The 17,338-nt window shown below is 44.3% G+C and carries 15 protein-coding genes; 1 reads left to right on the plus strand and 14 read right to left on the minus strand.

What is annotated here, in order from left to right; genetic code table 11:
• Positions 1-2: 2 nt before the first annotated feature.
• From KH180_RS05885 to lgt, 12 genes are all read right to left on the minus strand, one after another.
• A complete protein-coding gene (locus KH180_RS05885) occupies positions 3-782 on the minus strand; it encodes a sigma-E processing peptidase SpoIIGA (RefSeq protein WP_290757942.1) in 780 nt (259 codons plus the stop codon).
• A 141-nt stretch (positions 783-923) separates the two neighbouring features.
• Positions 924-2,075, minus strand: coding sequence for a cell division protein FtsZ (gene ftsZ / locus KH180_RS05890; protein WP_330624436.1), 1,152 nt, complete (start codon positions 2,073-2,075; stop codon positions 924-926).
• A 102-nt stretch (positions 2,076-2,177) separates the two neighbouring features.
• A complete protein-coding gene (locus KH180_RS05895; protein ID WP_290757726.1) occupies positions 2,178-2,945 on the minus strand; it encodes a cell division protein FtsQ/DivIB in 768 nt (255 codons plus the stop codon).
• Between the two features lie 11 nt (positions 2,946-2,956).
• Positions 2,957-4,075: an FtsW/RodA/SpoVE family cell cycle protein gene (locus tag KH180_RS05900; RefSeq protein ID WP_330624437.1), complete on the minus strand. Its 1,119-nt coding sequence runs from the start codon at positions 4,073-4,075 to the stop codon at positions 2,957-2,959.
• Positions 4,076-4,078: 3 nt separating this feature from the next.
• Positions 4,079-5,443, minus strand: coding sequence for a UDP-N-acetylmuramoyl-L-alanine--D-glutamate ligase (gene murD, locus KH180_RS05905; protein ID WP_290757729.1), 1,365 nt, complete (start codon positions 5,441-5,443; stop codon positions 4,079-4,081).
• Between the two features lie 14 nt (positions 5,444-5,457).
• Complete coding sequence (mraY, locus tag KH180_RS05910; RefSeq protein WP_290757732.1) at positions 5,458-6,426, minus strand: phospho-N-acetylmuramoyl-pentapeptide-transferase; 969 nt, start codon at positions 6,424-6,426, stop codon at positions 5,458-5,460.
• A gap of 41 nt (positions 6,427-6,467) precedes the next feature.
• Positions 6,468-8,204: a peptidoglycan D,D-transpeptidase FtsI family protein gene (locus tag KH180_RS05915; protein ID WP_290757735.1), complete on the minus strand. Its 1,737-nt coding sequence runs from the start codon at positions 8,202-8,204 to the stop codon at positions 6,468-6,470.
• Between the two features lie 130 nt (positions 8,205-8,334).
• On the minus strand, positions 8,335-10,149 hold the full coding sequence (locus tag KH180_RS05920) for a peptidoglycan D,D-transpeptidase FtsI family protein (RefSeq protein WP_290757738.1): 1,815 nt from the start codon (positions 10,147-10,149) through the stop codon (positions 8,335-8,337).
• A gap of 12 nt (positions 10,150-10,161) precedes the next feature.
• Positions 10,162-10,659 (minus strand): hypothetical protein, encoded by a 498-nt coding sequence (locus tag KH180_RS05925; protein ID WP_290757740.1) that lies wholly within the window; start codon positions 10,657-10,659, stop codon positions 10,162-10,164.
• 19 nt (positions 10,660-10,678) lie between these two features.
• A complete protein-coding gene (gene rsmH / locus KH180_RS05930; protein ID WP_290757742.1) occupies positions 10,679-11,614 on the minus strand; it encodes a 16S rRNA (cytosine(1402)-N(4))-methyltransferase RsmH in 936 nt (311 codons plus the stop codon).
• 16 nt (positions 11,615-11,630) lie between these two features.
• Positions 11,631-12,062: a division/cell wall cluster transcriptional repressor MraZ gene (mraZ, locus tag KH180_RS05935; RefSeq protein ID WP_290757950.1), complete on the minus strand. Its 432-nt coding sequence runs from the start codon at positions 12,060-12,062 to the stop codon at positions 11,631-11,633.
• A gap of 196 nt (positions 12,063-12,258) precedes the next feature.
• Positions 12,259-13,140 (minus strand): prolipoprotein diacylglyceryl transferase, encoded by an 882-nt coding sequence (gene lgt / locus KH180_RS05940; protein ID WP_290757745.1) that lies wholly within the window; start codon positions 13,138-13,140, stop codon positions 12,259-12,261.
• 175 nt (positions 13,141-13,315) lie between these two features.
• Between lgt and ychF the strand changes: the two genes are divergently transcribed.
• On the plus strand, positions 13,316-14,413 hold the full coding sequence (ychF, locus tag KH180_RS05945; protein ID WP_290757748.1) for a redox-regulated ATPase YchF: 1,098 nt from the start codon (positions 13,316-13,318) through the stop codon (positions 14,411-14,413).
• A 177-nt stretch (positions 14,414-14,590) separates the two neighbouring features.
• On the opposite strand, the gene KH180_RS05950 is transcribed toward ychF, so the two are convergent.
• Both KH180_RS05950 and KH180_RS05955 read right to left on the minus strand, forming a co-directional pair.
• Positions 14,591-15,883, minus strand: a complete 1,293-nt coding sequence (locus tag KH180_RS05950; protein WP_290757751.1) for a C40 family peptidase — start codon at positions 15,881-15,883, stop codon at positions 14,591-14,593.
• A 229-nt stretch (positions 15,884-16,112) separates the two neighbouring features.
• Entirely contained in the window at positions 16,113-17,327 is a 1,215-nt protein-coding gene (locus KH180_RS05955) for an LL-diaminopimelate aminotransferase (protein WP_290757754.1), read from the minus strand.
• Positions 17,328-17,338: the final 11 nt, after the last annotated feature.

Below are 17,338 nucleotides of genomic sequence, written 5' to 3' on the forward strand. Positions count from 1 at the left end.
CCTTACCTGACCAGATCCGGATGAAGCAAAAGCTGATAATGACCGTTCCGGGAAAGCGGATACTCTGACAGTCCGATCAGTCCTCTTTCTGTCACCCATGTCTGGCTGCTGTTCTTGATCTTGATATTTGCTACAAGAATGCCCATCATCAGGCCATCTTCTTTTCCGACTGTCCTGTAGGGAATCATTCTTATATCTTTTAGCTTATGTTTTTCTATTAAAATGGTTAATGACTCATCTAAGTATGGATTCAGTGCCTGTTCCTCTATAACAGAAACCGGGATTTTTTCTATCGGTTCATATAAAAAATTTCCTGTGTCCAGATAGGCGGTAACTTTTACTGTCCTGCCCAGCAGTTCAAAAGATACCTGGTATAAAGAATCTTTCTGCTCCCTCATATTTTCCCAGAACACACAGTACAGAAACGCCAAAAGCAGGAATGCCGCAAAACATCCGAAAATCCAGATGTGAATGGAGAACCGGTATTTTACAAAACTCCATATTCCGCCCAGCAAAGCTGAGAGTGCGAATAAATATCCGGAACATATAAGACTTTTCCTTAGCGAAAGCGGAAACGCAAGCCAGGATGTCGCAGCGATACTTGCAGCCAGAAAACCAAGCTGAACTGCCTGGCTGCCGCCTGCTGCCCACACGGTCAGGCAGCCAAGCCCGCTTCCGGCTGCAGCCGCCAGCAGAATTCTCCAGATAGAACTGGCCGCTTTCAGCGAACTTCTCAAAATAAGCAGCAGTCCCAGAAGAACCAGCCACTGTTCCAAAAACATCATCAAAAAAAACATAAGCTTATTATAAAAAAAGAAGCGCACGTACTTTGTCAAAAAAGAGAAGTGACAGCTACGTTAATTCTACAAAAAAAACCCGTATTCCGCCTTTCGGCTGAATACGGGCCTGTCCCATGTTATATTTTATTTTCTTCTGCTCTTTAACAGAAACTCCGGTATGACAATCTTGGAATCATGATCCTCTACACTGGCATTCTCATGTTCCTTGCTCCCATATGTAGCTTCTGTCTTTTCTGCCGGCTCACTTTTAGGCTGGCTGCTGTAGATTGGCTGTCCTGAAAACACAGGGGGAGGTGTCATGCTCTTCTTTTTAAAGCCTGTCCCTCTGGATGCGTTCTCAGACTGAATCCCTGTAGCAACAATCGTGGCACTGATCTGGTCACCCATATCAGAGTTAACCGTACCGAAGATTACATTGACTTCCTGTCCGGCTGTATCTTTCAGGTACTCTACTGCCTGCTGGGCTTCCAGCATTCCGACATCTCCTGAGAAGTTTACGATGATATCGGTAGCTCCGGAAACTGTAGTTTCCAGGAGCGGGCTTTCCATAGCTGCCTTGATCGCCTCCAACTCCTCGTCTGCAACACCCATACCGATGTGTGCGATACCTTTGTCACGCATAACAGTCTGGATATCTGCAAAATCCACGTTAATCAGTCCAGGATTGTAGATCATATCGGTAATACCCTGAACACCCTGCTGAAGAACCTCGTCTGCTTTCTTCAAAGCGTCCGGAATCGTAGTTTTCTTTTCACAAATCTGAAGAAGCTTGTCATTCGGAATCACAATCATCGTGTCAACCTGATCCTGAAGCCGGGCCACTCCGGCAATAGCGTTGTTCATACGCGGCTTGCCTTCAAAGGTAAACGGCTTTGTGACAACACCTACTGTCAGGATACCAAGTGCTTTTGAAATCTCAGCAATCACCGGAGCTGCACCTGTCCCTGTTCCGCCTCCCATACCGCAGGTTACAAACACCATGTCAGCGCCCTGAACCAGCTGGGTAATCTCATCACGATTTTCTTCAACTGCTGCTTCTCCGATCTCAGGTTTTGCACCGGCACCGAGACCTTTGGTCAGCTTTTCTCCGATCTGGATCTTTGTAGAGCACTTGCATAAAGACAGGGCCTGCCTGTCCGTATTGATTCCAACAAGTTCTACTCCCTGTATATTCTCATCAACCATTCGGTTGACTGCATTGTTGCCGGCTCCTCCGACCCCGATGACTAAAATTCTGGCTTGTGTGTTTTCTACATTAGGCATAATCTCGACCACGATGCTCCTCCTTCAATATCTATCTCAAATTTTCTTATACTCATCCACATTATCACTATTCTTATATTCTTATATGATACAGTTTTTCACTTAAACTTTCAACTACTTTTTCGTCTTGAAAATTGCGACGGGATTGTCCTTTGTAAAAAATTTCATCGAGATGGTTCCTTTCTTCCCCTTCATTTTTGGAAGAATTCCAGTGAGTTCACTGAGCTTTAAGTCCAAATCCTGGCTGTTCCAGAGGTTTACGGTGAGGTCTCCGCTGATCAGAAGCGCCTTTCCGTCTGCACTGAAATGGATTTGGCTGACCGGGAGCCCGTACTTGTCAATGGCCATGGTAATTTTTAGTATCTGCGAAAAAACACTGTTTTTCTTTTCCGGAATCTTTTCTCCAAGGGCAATTTCCTTGTAGTTAAGGCCTGTTACCAGCGGAACATCTTCATAGTGTTTCTCATAAATTTCCAGCGCATATCCTTCCCTGTCAAAGTAAACATACTTGCCGTTATAGTTCAAACACCCTGCCCTTTTCTTTTCATTGACATGGACGGTCACCTGATCCGTCCCCTGCAGTGAAATATCCACAGACTTTATAAACGGAAGAGTCTTTACCGGAGAAAGTTTGTTCCTCAGGTATAAGACCAGCCCGTTTCCCACATATGTATTTTGTTTCAGGGCAGCTGCGATCTCTCCTTCCGTGTAATGATCATTTCCTGTTACAACCATTTTTTTGGTCTGAAAGACACCAAACAGCACAATACATATAAGGATCAGCAGAACCGCTGCGCACAGGAATATCTTTTTCTTATGGCCCGGCCCGTTTTTTTGCTTTTTGGCCTGGCTGATTGTTATAATCTTTTCATTTTTATCCATAAGCAGTTCCTTTACATCCGTATTTTTCTGGATACTGACAGGACCAGGCCCATCTCCGCCATAACCACCAGAATTGAAGTACCGCCGTAACTGATAAAGGGCAGCGGGATTCCGGTAGGCGGAATCGTGTTTGTTACTACTGCAATATTAATAAAAACCTGCACTCCGATATGGATCATAAAACCGATGACAATCAAAGAACCAAACAAATCATCAGAGTTCATTGCAATCAAAAGCATTCTCCAGATCAAGAGCATGAACAGCAAAATAAGACAGACAGCTCCGAACAGCCCCAGTTCCTCACATATGATTGAAAATATCATATCATTATGGGATTCCGGTATAAATCCCATCTTCTGCATACTCTGCCCCAGGCCTTTTCCAAACAGTCCTCCGGAACCTATTGCATACAGTGCCTGCATCGTCTGAAGCCCCTTTGGGTGTGTCTCAGGATTTTTCCAGATCGCCACACGTTCATTCCGGTAGCTGTTGGAAAATGTCAGATACAGAACCAGTCCCGCCACGCCGGACAGTGCGATTCCCAACAGTTCTTTGGTTTTTGGGCTCACTACAAAAATCATAACCCCTACCATTGCTGTCAGTACTATGGCTGTACTTAGATTCTGGTAAGCAACGAGACCGATGATGGGCAGACAGCGCACAATGACTTTTACTGCTGCAGCCATAGTCCTCATCCTGTGGGCATTCTTCGACAGTATGTAAGCGAGGTAGATCACAAGAAAAATCTTTGCCACCTCAGACGGCTGGAACTGGAATCCTCCAATAGAGATCCACCGCACCGCACCCTTTTTGGCCGCTCCTATAAATAACACAATGATCAAAAGTGCAACGCTTAAACCATAACAGCCGTATGCTATCACCTTGGCATTGAGGATCCTGTAATCAAACCATGTGAGAGCTGCCATAAAAACCGCCCCCACTGCAACTGCAAAACACTGCCTGATCAGCCAGTGATACGGATTCCCAAAGTTCAGCGTACTCTTATAAGAACTTGTACTGAAGATCATAACCAAGCCAAATCCAACGAGAAACATCACGATGAAAAGCATCGGATAATCAAGATAACGCCGTTTTGGCATATATTTTTCACTGACTCTGCTCTTCTTCAAACTTTAACGCTCCTTTATTCTTTTTACACACTCCTTGAACCGGTCACCTCTCACCTCATAATTTAGGAACATGCCCCAGCTTGCACATGCGGGAGATAAAAGGACTGCATCACCTGAAACTGCACGGGATGCTGCATACTCCACTGCTTCCTCCAATGTATCCACATACACAATATCAGAAAAGCCATGAGCTTTGGCTGTCTCTCCAATCTTCTCTGCTGTTGCACCGAGAAGGACCAGTTCCTTTACTTTTCCGTCAAAGGCTTGGATCCAGTCATCATACTCCGCCATTTTGTCATATCCCCCTCCGATTAAAAATGTCGGACGGTTCATTGCTTTGATTCCCTTAATGGCAGCGTCGGTATTTGTTCCTTTAGAATCGTTATAGTAGGCAACACCTTCAATGGTATCTACATATTCTATGCGGTGTTCCACACCTTTAAAACCAGAAACTCCCTGTCTGATCTTTTCAGCCGGAACTCCCATATAGTGAGATACTGCAATTGCCGCTAAGATATTCTCATAGTTATGCCCGCCCAAAAGATTGACATCATCTTCTGTACATACAGTCTGAACAGATCCGTTTTCAGCGAGAATAAAGGCACCGTCTTTAAAATATATCCCTTCTTCTAATTCCCGGTGAAGGCTGAAAAATACAGCTTTTGCTTTTGCCCGCGCAGCCATTTCTCTGGTTACCGGATCTTCATAGTTCAGTACCATCACCTGATCCTTGGTCTGATTCTTGCCGATCGATTCCTTGGTCCTCGAATAAACCTCCACAGTGCCGTGCCGGTCCAGATGGTCCGGAGTAATATTTAACACTGCAGAAACTTTCGGACAAAAATCCTGAATCGTTTCCAGCTGAAAACTGCTGATCTCTGCTACGATCACACTGTCGTCTTTTGTATCCAAAGCGACGCTTGTGTACGGTGTCCCTATGTTTCCAACAACAAAAACATCACTGTAATGACATCTCATAATTTCACCCACCAGCGCAGTTGTGGTCGTCTTTCCATTGGTTCCTGTGATTGCTGCAATCCGGCCCTTTGATACCTGGTATGCCAGCTCAATTTCACTCCACACAGGCTTTCCGGCTTCTGCAAAATACTTTGAAACCGGGGCGTTGACAGATATACCCGGACTCAGCACAAGGAGATCAAATGCATCTGTATCCTCTGCTTTGAGTTCACCAAGAATCAGCGGTATTTCCTTTTTCTCATTCAGTCTGCCATACACATCCCCGGGGCTCAGGTCCCTGTTTCCGTCATAAAGAGTTACAGACGCCCCCGAACGTATCAGCAAATCAGCTGATCCTATACCGCTTTTTCCTGCTCCTGCAACTAAAACCTTTTTATCTTTTAATGTCATTTTCTGCTCCTTATCTAAATGGCAACCAGGCCGATCAGACATAAGATAGCTGTCACAATGGCAAATATAGCGACTACTTTCGTCTCAGGCCATCCGGACAGTTCAAAATGGTGGTGAATCGGCGCCATCTTAAAGATTCTTTTCCCTGTTTTCTTAAAATATACCACCTGTATCATCACAGAAAGCACTTCAATCATGTAAATGAAAGCCACCAGAGGAATAAACAGCGGAAGCCTTAACATTACCGCAGTTGCAGCCACAAATCCTCCCAATGCCAACGATCCTGTGTCCCCCATAAAGACACGGGCAGGATATACGTTAAATACGAGGAATCCAAGAAGGGCTCCCACAGTTGCACAGGTAATCGGCCAGAGTCCAGGATCGCTGCCTGAGATTCCGGCTCCGATAGCAACCACCGTAAAAAACGTGGCGATCAGTACAGTAACACTGGATGCAAGCCCATCCAGCCCATCTGTGAAATTAGCCCCATTGACGGTACCAAGAAGAATAATAAAAATAGCCGGTACAAACAGAGCTCCTAATTCCAGATATTTTCCGTGTGAGAACGGAATCAGCATAGAAGTGCCGATATCCGTATGGTTGATCAGATAATATGCAAATACTCCGGTCACGATAATCTGTCCAAGCATCTTCTGCCAGGCCCGGAGACCTAAGTTTCGTTTCATCACAACTTTGATGTAATCGTCAATAAATCCGATAAATCCAAATCCCAGAGTAACAAACAGTATCGGAATGATGTTCGGATAATCCTTCACATAAAACAGAGAAGCCACAATGATGCCAAGTAAAATAATCAGGCCGCCCATAGTCGGAGTTCCTGATTTTTTCAGATGTGACTCCGGCCCCTCTCCACGGATAAACTGTCCGAATTTCAGCTTCTGCAGATATTTGATCATCACCGGGCTCAGCACCACGCTGACGAAGAATGCTATTAGAATTGGTTTTACAATACTATAATTCATGTTTTCACCTCATTTGTTTTTCTTATCTTTCCAGTATATCTTTATTTCTCTGTTTTATCAACCGTATAATCCTTGGAAATTCCAAGATAAGGAAGCGCGACTTTGAACACTTCACGTACAACCGGTGCTGCGATTGTCCCTCCGTAATAAGTCCCTTTTGGCTCGTCGATCATGACCAATGCCATTACAGTTGGATGCTTTGCTTTTGAAAAGCCTAAAAATGATGAAATATATTTTCCTGTTCCCCGGGGCAGCTTTTCACTTGTTGCAGTCTTTCCTCCTATGGAATATCCCTCGATCTTGCAGTTCCTTCCGGATCCTTCTGAAACTACTGCCTCCAAAAGCTCTCTCATAGTCTCAGATGTTTCCTTTTTAATTACATTTTTCTTTTTTGCAAATTCAAAGGTCTTGACTGTCTTTCCAGACGGTGCCACCGCTTTCATGCCGAAATGTGGTGTTACAAGAGTGCCTCCGTTGACCGCAGCACTGGCAGCTCTCATAAGCTGCAGCGGGGTGATCTGGAAGGACTGGCCGAAGGACATCGTGGCAAGCTCTACTGCTCCTACATTCTTTTTATTATGCATAATGGAGTTGGCTTCCCCCGGTATATCAATCCCGGTTTTTTCAAATAATCCCATCCTGCCAAACATGGTATACATACCTTCCACTCCAACTCTGGCTCCCACTTCCATAAATACCGGGTTGCAGGAATTCATAACACCTTCCTTAAAGGTCTCGGATCCGTGTCCTGTAGTTTTATGACAGCGGATTTTTCTATCCTCCACGATTCTGAATCCAGGACAGCTGAAATGATCCGTCACTTTCACTTTCCCAAGCTCCAGCCCCGCAGTCGCAGTCACAATTTTAAAAACAGATCCGGGTTCATAAGTATCATTGATACATGTATTTCTCCACATCTGATTCAGAAGTTCCTGTCTCTTTTTCCCTGTGGTCTTGTCTTTTTTTCCCTTCAGCTTAAACGGTTCATTTAAATTATATTCAGGAGTATTGACCATGGCATAGATTTCCCCGTTTTGAGGATTCATTATAATCATGGACACTCTCTTGGCGCCCTTCTCCTTTTTCACCTTCTCGCAGGCCTGCCACACATAGTTCTGCAGATTTACATCCAAGGTCGTATACAGGTCATTTCCGGCTACAGGCTCATCTCTCTCCTCATAGGCTCCGTCAATCTCCCGGCCTCCGCCGTCCGTAAGTGTCAGAATCCTTCCCGGAGTTCCCTGCAGGTATGAGTCATATGTCACCTCAAGACCTACGATTCCCTGGTTGTCTCCGCCGGTAAAGCCCAAAACCTTGGAAGCCAGGTCATTGTAGGGATAGGTTCTCTTATAATCCTCATCTACTTTGACTCCGGCAAGCTCATATTTTCTGATCCGGTCAGCTGCTTCTTTTTCTACATTACTTTTAATTTTTTCCCTAACTGAATTTTTATAAACCTTTTTTTTGATTTCCGCCTTGTCTATCTCAAGTTCCTTAGATAAGACGGATACAATTTTATCCTTCTGTTTTGTCTGGGAATGGATAACAGATATAGAGTACACTGCCTTGTTGGAGGCAATCTTCACACCGTTTCTGTCATAAATATTTCCCCTGGGAGCTTTGATCTCCCGCTCTCTCTGATGCAGATCTTTTGCCAGCGCCAGATATTTATCCGCCTGGCCGATCATCAGGTAGCAAAGCCTGCCCGCCACAAAGACCAGACAGAATGCAAAGATGCCGCCCATTAAAAGCATCCTTCGTTTATAACTTGTTTTCATACAAAACTCCGGAATCTATAATGGTAAAATATATGACAAACATTGAACGAGTATGAGTTTTTCTCCATTATCTCCAGCCGGCTCTGGAAAGGCCTGCCGCAGCCTGCTCCGGCGAACTGGTGGAGATTTCTTATTTTTTTGTTTTCGGGACATTCATGTCTTTTAATGATTCTTTCAGCACATCTCTTGCCATTTCTACCGCCAGCCCTGTATTGAGCTGTGAATCCTTCTGGATTTCATCGATCACTACATAGACTACAACTTTAGGGTTTTCCACAGGCGCAAATCCGCAGAAAGAGACAATGTAAGTTCTGGCACTTCTTGGTATTTTCTGGGCTGTCCCTGTCTTTCCTCCCACACTGTATCCTTTGATCTGTGCTTTTTTTCCGGTTCCCTTCTCCACTGTCTCCTTCATATAAGAGCGTATCTTTTTTGAAGTATCTGCGGAAATGGTCTGTTTTACCAGCTCTGAGTTTTTGTTGCTCACCACATTTCCATTGCCGTCCCTGGTCTGCTTCACCACGTGAGGTTTGTAATAATAGCCCCCGTTTACAAGAGAACTGAAGGAAGATGCCATCTGAATCATGGAGCAGTTAAATGTCTGCCCAAAAGAGCTGGTTGCCAGGTCAACATTCGTCATCTTGTCCGCACTGTAAAGCAGTCCGGAAGTCTCTGCCTCTGCCGGCAGGTCGATTCCTGTTTTTTCCCCGAAATTAAAATCTTTCTGGTATTTGGCAAAGACATTTTTTCCTTCTTTGGCCGCAATGTCCATCAGCGCCACATTACAGGAGTAAGCGATACTGTCTGAAAGTGTGAGGCTGCCGTGTCCTTCCTGATGTGAACAGTGGATCTTATGCTTTCCTACCTGCTTGTATCCTTTGCAGTAATATGTCTCATTTCCTTTTAGAATCCCCTCTTCCAGACCTCCTGCCACCGTAAACGGCTTGTAGGTAGATCCCGGTTCAAAACTGTTGGAAACAATCGGGTTCTTCCATATTTCATTAAAAGCCTTTACCTTTTGCTTTTCTGACATTTTGTTGATCTGGCTCTGTGTATATTTTGAGAGCAGTGCTTTGTCATCCCGGGGATGTTCCAGATCATAGGTATTGGAATTTGCCATAGCCAGGACCTCTCCGTTGTTGGGATCCATGACTAATATAGAACTCCCCTTGCTGCCATACTTTTTCTCAAACTTGGCCAGACGGTCCTCCGCTATTTTCTGAATGTTGATATCAATGGTTGACACCAGGGTTTTTCCGTTTTCCGGATCCACAATAGAATCATCCTGTTCCAGCTCTTCATTTAAATAGGTATATTTTCTCCCGTCCACTCCGGTAAGAGAACTGTTGTAATACTGTTCAATACCTGTTGTGCCGATACTGCCGTCAGAAACAAACCCCAGAAGGTGGCTTGCAAGACTTTTATTCGGATATCTTCTCACATATTTCTCAGAAAATGTAATCCCGACAACCTTTTTTCCATTCTTGGATTTGAGATAATCCTTTAAGTCAGCTACCTTGCTGTATTTCATATCCTTCTTATATACGGAATAATAAGACTCCTTGTGAGCCTTTAAATAATCCAGCAGATCGCCCTTGTCTAAATCCAAATATTTGTTTAATGCATCTAATGCATTTTTTTGTGTTTGTTCTGTCCTCAGAATATTTTTCGGCTCCAGCACCAGGCTGTACAGCTTTTGGCTGGTGGCCAGCGTATTCCCGTTTCTGTCAAGGATATCCCCTCTTTTATATGGAAGTGTCTGGCTCTGATAGTTCTGCTGCGCTAAAACCTTCTTTTTATATGTCTTGTTTTTTGCCACACTAAAATAAACCAGGCGGCCCACAAGGCCTATAAAAAGAATTGCTATGAGAGCCGCAATGGACAAAGTCCTGACTCTCATAGCATTGTTTATTCTTTTGATTTTTTTATATTTTTTTTTCTTCAAAAAAACCGCTCCTTACTTTGAATCAGGTATCTTATTGTACTGTCTTACATAGTCAACATTTTTACTGTCATATGCAATTACCTTGTTCTGCGCAGGTTTTTTCATCCCATATTTTTTTATGGCAGTGTTTTGGATCGCAGGAAGATTGATACTTTGTTCAATTTCCAGATTCAAATCCTCATTTTCCACCATCAGGGTGCTGAGCTCTGATTTTTTGGCCGAGACTACAGACCGCTGACGCTCCAGTTTTGTCTGCTCCGATAAATAAAAAAGGCTTACCACTGCAATCACAAGCATTCCTGCCGCAAGGGCCCTGATAAATGCAAAATCAAACTCCAGAGCTTTGTTCTGATTTGCCTTTGTCTGAGGTGTTGTTTTTTTCTTTGTGCGGACTGACGGTTTCTTCCTTGGCTGCTGCGGTTCATATTCCGGCCTGGCCGGCGCTGCTTCCATTTTCCGTGCAGTGCTTCCGTAAATAAATTCATATCGTTCTTGTCTTGTCTTATTCACTTGGCTGTTCTCCCCCTCACTATTTTCTCTCAAACACTCTTAATTTTGAACTTTTTGCTCTTTTGTTCCTTGTCAATTCTTCTTCTGTTGGTAATATCGGTTTTCTTGTGATCACTTTTCCCTTCGGCTCATTTCCGCATGTACAAATCGGAAAATTAGGGGGACAGGTGCATGGGTTTTCATTTTTTCTGAATGCCCGCTTCACAATCCTGTCTTCCAATGAGTGAAAGGTGATGATACAAAGTCTTCCTTCGGGGTTCAACAGCTCGATCATCTGGTCAAGGCTTGTCTTCAGGACATCAAGCTCACGGTTGCACTCAATCCGTATAGCCTGAAATGTTCTCTTTGCAGGATGTCCTCCCACAGCCCTTACCTTCATCGGAATTGCATGTTTGATCACCTCAATGAGCTGCCCTGTTGTCTCAATCGGTGCTTTCTCCCTCTCTGCTGCAATATGTTTGGCAATATTCTTAGCAAACTTGTCCTCACCATAGTCTCGAATGATATGAAACAGTTCCTGTTCACTGTATTCATTGACAATGTCCCTCGCAGAAAATGCCTGTCTTTGGTCCATTCTCATATCCAACGGCACATCCTCACGGTAGGTGAATCCCCTGTCCTTCTCATCCAGCTGAAAAGAGGAAACGCCAAGATCCAAAAGGATCCCATCCACATGTGAGATGCCAAGATCACTGAGCACTTTCGGCATGTTGACATAATTATCTCTGACTATAGTAACTTTATCCCCAAACGGCGCAAGTCTTTTCGTACTGGCTTTGACCGCATCCTCGTCCTGGTCAATGCCGATGTATCTTCCCTTTTCAGAGAGCCTGCTCAGAACATGGTAAGCATGTCCGCCTCCGCCCAGGGTACCGTCCACATAGATACCGTCTGGTTTTATCTTAAGTTCCCTTATTGTTTCATCCAACAACACAGATGCATGTTCAAAATCCATTTGTCTTTCCTTCCATTCAGATATTCAAACCTAGTTCCTGCATGCTTCCGGCAATATCGTCCATATCGTCATAAGCATTGTTCTCAAGCCATTGTTCCTTACTCCATACCTCGATACGGTCCAGCATACCCGTAAGAACTACTTCCTTATCCATCTGTGCAAATTCACGCAGTGTGCCTGGCACCAGGATTCTTCCCTGCTTGTCCAATTCACAGGTAGATGCTCCCGCTAAAAAGAATCTGGAAAATTTCCGTGCATTCTTGTCAATCAAAGGCAGGCCCCGGAGTTTTTCCTCAAAGGCCTCCCACTCTTTCATAGGAAACACGAATAGGCATCCGTCCAATCCCTTTGTAATTACAAACTCACTGCCCAGGGCTTCCCTGAACTTTGAGGGGATTATCAGTCTGCCTTTTGCGTCGATTGTGTGATTGTATTCGCCCATAAACATGGTAATCACCTGCCGTTTCCCAGATCGGGTGCGCTCCACCTGGTGATCAAGTGTGACACTTTGTGGTATTTACTACCCACTATCCACCACTTTTCACCACTACTGTTTCCATTCTAATGGATTGCTAACAAAAAATCAAGAAAAACAAAAAACTGTCCACAGAATTACTTCTGTGAACAGTTTCTTTTCCACAATCTTAATGTTTACTTTTTCTCCAGTGATAAAAGAGCACCAGCACTGCTCCCGCAGCAAAAAGTGCCGCAACTACCTGCGATACCGCGATTTGTGTTCCCGGAATTAACAGCTGGTCTGTCCGAAGCCCCTCAATCCAGAAACGTCCGATCCCGTATCCGATGGCATAAATTGCCACCATCTGTCCGTCAAATTTTTTGTGTCTGGACAGAATAATTATAATAATCAGCACTGCCAAATTCCAAAGCCCCTCATATAAAAATGTGGGATGTACCTGTATATAAGTACTCATATGATTCCCAGTCCCGACAAAAACAGCCTTGTCGTAAAGTCCGCTGTCGACGATTTCGGAAAGCCTGCCGTTCTTTACAAAATAGTCTGTTGGAATCTGCATTGCCAGCGGTCCGTCCGTAAAGCCTCCAAAGGCCTCCCTGTTAAAAAAATTCCCCCAGCGTCCGAGGATCTGACCGATCAAAAGTCCCGGTACTGCAATGTCAGCTAATTTAAAGAATTCAATCTTCTTAACCTTGCAGAATATAATCATGCATATGAGCGAAGCAATAATTCCGCCATAAATGGCAAGTCCTCCGCTTCTGGTATTTAAAATCTCTGTCAGATTATTTTTATAATAATCCCAGGAAAAGATCACATAGTACAGTCTTGCCCCTATAATGGCCGGTATCATCACAACAATCATAAAGTCATACACAAGCTCCGGGTTAACTCCATTTTTCCTGGCCATTCTGGCAGCTGCCAGCATTCCGAGCAAAAAGCCTAGTGCAATAACCATTCCGTAATATTTAATCTCAAAGCCTCCGATGGAGATGCCTTCCCCGACATGTTTCAACACAATACCCAAAAAGGGAAATCGGATTTCATTTTCCATTTTCACAAAACTCCTTTCCGTCGTTTCATCTTATCCCATTTTCCTTTTCTTTTCAAGGTTCTTATGGTAGACTTGTTTTATCGTTGTCCTTCGATCAAATAACCAGATAGTTCGCAGGACTTTTCTATGCAATAACAATATTTACGCAAAGATAGTAGAAAGGAACCAATGCACAATGAAATTAGGAATTGTAGGATTGCCGAACGTAGGTAAAAGTACTTTGTTCAATTCTCTCACAAAAGCAGGCGCCGAGTCTGCCAACTATCCGTTCTGTACCATCGACCCGAATGTGGGAATTGTAACTGTGCCGGACAAGAGGCTGGATGTGCTGTCTGAAATGTATCACTCCAAAAAAGTTGTCCCTGCAGTTATTGAGTTTGTTGACATCGCCGGCCTGGTAAAAGGGGCCTCAAAAGGAGAAGGACTTGGGAATCAGTTTCTGGCCAATATCCGGGAAGTAGATGCCATTGTCCATGTAGTCCGCTGTTTTGAAGATGAGAATATCGTCCATGTGGACGGATCTGTCAGCCCGCTAAGGGATATCGAAACCATTAACTTTGAGTTAATCTTCTCTGATATTGAGGTTTTAGACAGAAGAATCGCCAAATCAAAAAAAGGCTCCAGAAATGATAAAGCCCTCGCTCAGGAAGTTGAACTTTTAGAACGGGTAAAGGCTCATTTAGAAGACGGAAAGCTTGCCAAAACATTCAGAACTGACGATGAGGAGGAACAGGAGATTCTGGATTCCTGCAATCTTCTGACGATCAAGCCTGTTATTTTTGCAGCCAACGTCTGCGAAGATGATCTTATGGATGAAGCCGCTTCCAATGAGTATGTCAATGAAGTGCGGACTTACGCTAAAGATGTAGATGCAGGTGTTTTTGTCATCTGCGCCCAGATTGAACAGGAGATCGCAGAACTGGATGATGAAGAGCGCAAAGAATTTTTAGAAGACCTGGGGCTGAAAGAATCAGGGCTTGATAAACTGATCTCTGCCAGCTACTCTCTTCTCGGCCTGATCAGCTATCTGACATCCGGAGAAGACGAGACAAGGGCCTGGACAATTACGAAAGGAACCAAAGCTCCCCAGGCAGCCGGGAAAATCCACACGGATTTTGAACGCGGATTTATCCGTGCCGAAGTCGTTTCTTATGATGATCTGGTAGAACACGGAAGCATATCCGCAGCCCGTGAAAAAGGACTCGTCAGACAGGAAGGAAAAGAATACGTGGTACAGGACGGAGACGTGATCGTATTTAAGTTTAATGTGTGACATGTTCCACATGATTTCCGTTCGGCTCTTAGAATGCCTCACTCCAATCATGTAGAACATGAACGTAGTGTCCTTTCCGAGCCATTTATATTGCTTTTTTTAAAAGGAGGAACCGCAGTGTTTCACAAATGTGATACACTGCGGTTCCTTTAGTATATGTAAATAATCTTCTCTCTCTTAGTTGATGATGCGCACTGCTTTGCACGGAGTCCGGTATCCGATGCTGGATACTTTGATGCCGCCCCGCGGGTATGGTGCAGAGTTACTGGCGTGAACGACCTGCCCGTTTCCAATATACATTGTCACATGGTTGATCCGGCCGCCCCGTTTATAGAACAGTAAATCTCCCGGTCTCACATTGCTGATGGAAATGGTCCGCCCGTCGTTTGCCTGGGAGGATGAAGTCCTGCTGATGCTGTAGCCGAAATGGCCGAGTACCTGCTGAGTAAACCCGGAACAGTCAATTCCGTTGGTCAGACTGTTGCCTCCATAGCGGTACTTATTTCCCACAAACTTCAGTGCATAATTCACTACCTTCTGACGGCTGGTGCCTGACGAACTGCTCTCACTGTCCTGCAAAGAGGATGTCTCCCGGCTGCTCTGTTCAGACTTTTCAGTACTCTGGGTACTTTCTGCTGCTTTCGGTTTGGACTTTTTCACTGTTGACTTTGCATTGGTAAAATAATAGCGGATGCTGACATAGTCCTTTGCCAGATATCCTTTATCACCGTCTGCTTTTACATTGACCCAGTCTGCACTTTCTTTGATAATTTTATACGTGTCATTCTTTGAGACTAAGGTCAGCACCTTAGCTTTGGTAGACTGTTTCTGTCTTACTTTCAGTGTTTCTGCTGTCACCACTGCTTTTTTAGGTAAATTGTGCTCCTTTGCATACTTATGAATGTCGCTTCCCCAAACAAGATATTCATTCTTTACATAGCCGGTTACTTTTCCGGAACGGATCTTGCTCCACTCTTTCCCCTTTTTTAAAATCGTACCGATATTTCCTTTTTTGAACTTTCCAACCACCGGGCTGGATGTACTTTTTTTCTTTCTGATGTTTAAAACAGACCGTACATCAGGCACTGCCTTGCCTTGATACATAGCTTTTGTGTACTCCGGTTCCTTTATCTGTTTTTTTGCCGCGGTCTTCGGCTGTTTACTTGTTGTATTTTGTACCGAAGCTGTGGCTGCCGGCTGTTTCTTTACTTCTGTAATATGTTTTGCCTGGGTGGTTTTCTGAGGCGCTGCTGTTGTTCTGGATATTGTTTTTGTCTTCCTGCTGCTTGGCGCTGCTTTTTTTTGTGACGCAGAACTGTCTGATTCAGTGTATTCTTCCATGGCTGCTGCAGCTCCTGCAAGTCCGGTCTGATACTGGCTTGCTTTCGCATCTGCAAACGTGGAAACTCCGAGAATGAATGCCAGTGACAGTCCGGCTGCCATTGTTCCCTTTGCTAATTTTCGCTTCATATCCCTCTGTGTCTCCCTCTCCTTCCAGTGTATTGTGAACTTATTACAATATTATTGAAATTAACTTAACACATTCTATGCAAAATGTCAATAAATCGTCATATTTTCACAAAACCAGATGGTATTCGATGAAAAATACACAAACCAAGCGGATGACCTTCCCCGTCTGCCATTCCCTACACAGGAAAAAGGCCATGTCATAAATTCTGACACGGCCTTTTTATACTCCCTATATATTTTTAATACGCTCAATGGCTTTTACAGTATTCTCATAATTTCCAAACGCTGTGAGCCGGAAATATCCTTCTCCGCTCGGACCAAAACCTGAGCCCGGTGTTCCCACTACATTTGCATGCTCCAGCAAATGATCAAAGAAGTCCCAGGAAGACATCCCCTCCGGAGTCTTTAACCAAATGTAAGGGGCATTGACTCCGCCGGACACAGTATATCCTGCATCTTTTAACCCTTCAAAGATTACCTTTGCATTGTTCATATAGTAGCCGACCTGCTCCTTCAGCTGGGCTTTTCCCTGCTCAGAATAAACTGCAGCTCCGGCTTTCTGGACAATATACGGTGCACCGTTGTACTTTGTTCCATGGCGTCTTGCCCACAAATCATGAAGTTTTACATCTCCGCATTTCAGGTCCTTTGGAACTACTGCATATCCCAAACGCACCCCGGTAAATCCTGCATTTTTAGAAAAGCTCTTTAATTCGATGGCACAGGTCCTTGCTCCTTCACATTCATAGATTGTATGCGCCACATCATCTTCTGATATATAAGCCTCATATGCAGCATCATAAATGATGACTGCTCCGTTCTTGTTGGCATAGTCCACCCATCCCTGAAGCTGGTCTTTTGTGATCGTAGATCCCGTAGGATTATTCGGAAAGCAGAGATAAATAATATCCGGCACTTCTTCAGGAAATTCCGGTGCGAAATTATTTTCTGCCGTACACGGCATATAGATCACATCGCTCCATGTTTCACTCTCAGGATCATAGGTTCCTGTTCTGCCTGCCATGACATTTGTATCTACATAGACCGGATAAACAGGGTCGCAGACTGCGATTTTATTGTCCCTGGCAAAAATCTCCTGAATATTTCCTGAATCACACTTTGCACCGTCGCTTACAAAGATCTCATCCGCCTCAATCCTGGCTCCCCGTGATCTGTAATCACCTTCCACAATTGCATTTCTTAAAAACTCATATCCAAGGTCAGGTGCATATCCGTGAAATGTTTCCGCCGAAGCCATTTCATCCACTGCGCCGTGGAGCGCCTCGATAATAGCCGGCGCCAAAGGCTGTGTCACATCTCCGATTCCGAGACGGATCAGTTCCTTATCCGGATTAGCTTCCTGATATGCGTTTACCTTTTTGGCAATGGTAGAAAACAAATAGCTGCCTGGCAGCTTTAAATAATTGTCATTAATTTTAAACATGATGTCCTCCT

The organism is Anaerostipes sp. (assembly GCF_018381315.1).
GTDB lineage: Bacteria > Bacillota > Clostridia > Lachnospirales > Lachnospiraceae > Anaerostipes.

Excerpts from the sequence above, each read along its gene's own strand:
- KH180_RS05885 (WP_290757942.1), bottom strand. The coding sequence starts at position 782 with ATGTTTTTGGAACAGTGGCTGGTTCTTCTGGGACTGCTGCTTATTTTG.
- KH180_RS05895 (WP_290757726.1), bottom strand. The coding sequence starts at position 2,945 with ATGGATAAAAATGAAAAGATTATAACAATCAGCCAGGCCAAAAAGCAA.
- murD (WP_290757729.1), bottom strand. The coding sequence starts at position 5,443 with ATGACATTAAAAGATAAAAAGGTTTTAGTTGCAGGAGCAGGAAAAAGC.
- mraY (WP_290757732.1), bottom strand. The coding sequence starts at position 6,426 with ATGAATTATAGTATTGTAAAACCAATTCTAATAGCATTCTTCGTCAGC.
- KH180_RS05915 (WP_290757735.1), bottom strand. The coding sequence starts at position 8,204 with ATGAAAACAAGTTATAAACGAAGGATGCTTTTAATGGGCGGCATCTTT.
- rsmH (WP_290757742.1), bottom strand. The coding sequence starts at position 11,614 with ATGGATTTTGAACATGCATCTGTGTTGTTGGATGAAACAATAAGGGAA.
- mraZ (WP_290757950.1), bottom strand. The coding sequence starts at position 12,062 with ATGTTTATGGGCGAATACAATCACACAATCGACGCAAAAGGCAGACTG.
- lgt (WP_290757745.1), bottom strand. The coding sequence starts at position 13,140 with ATGGAAAATGAAATCCGATTTCCCTTTTTGGGTATTGTGTTGAAACAT.
- ychF (WP_290757748.1), top strand. The coding sequence starts at position 13,316 with ATGAAATTAGGAATTGTAGGATTGCCGAACGTAGGTAAAAGTACTTTG.
- KH180_RS05950 (WP_290757751.1), bottom strand. The coding sequence starts at position 15,883 with ATGAAGCGAAAATTAGCAAAGGGAACAATGGCAGCCGGACTGTCACTG.
- KH180_RS05955 (WP_290757754.1), bottom strand. The coding sequence starts at position 17,327 with ATGTTTAAAATTAATGACAATTATTTAAAGCTGCCAGGCAGCTATTTG.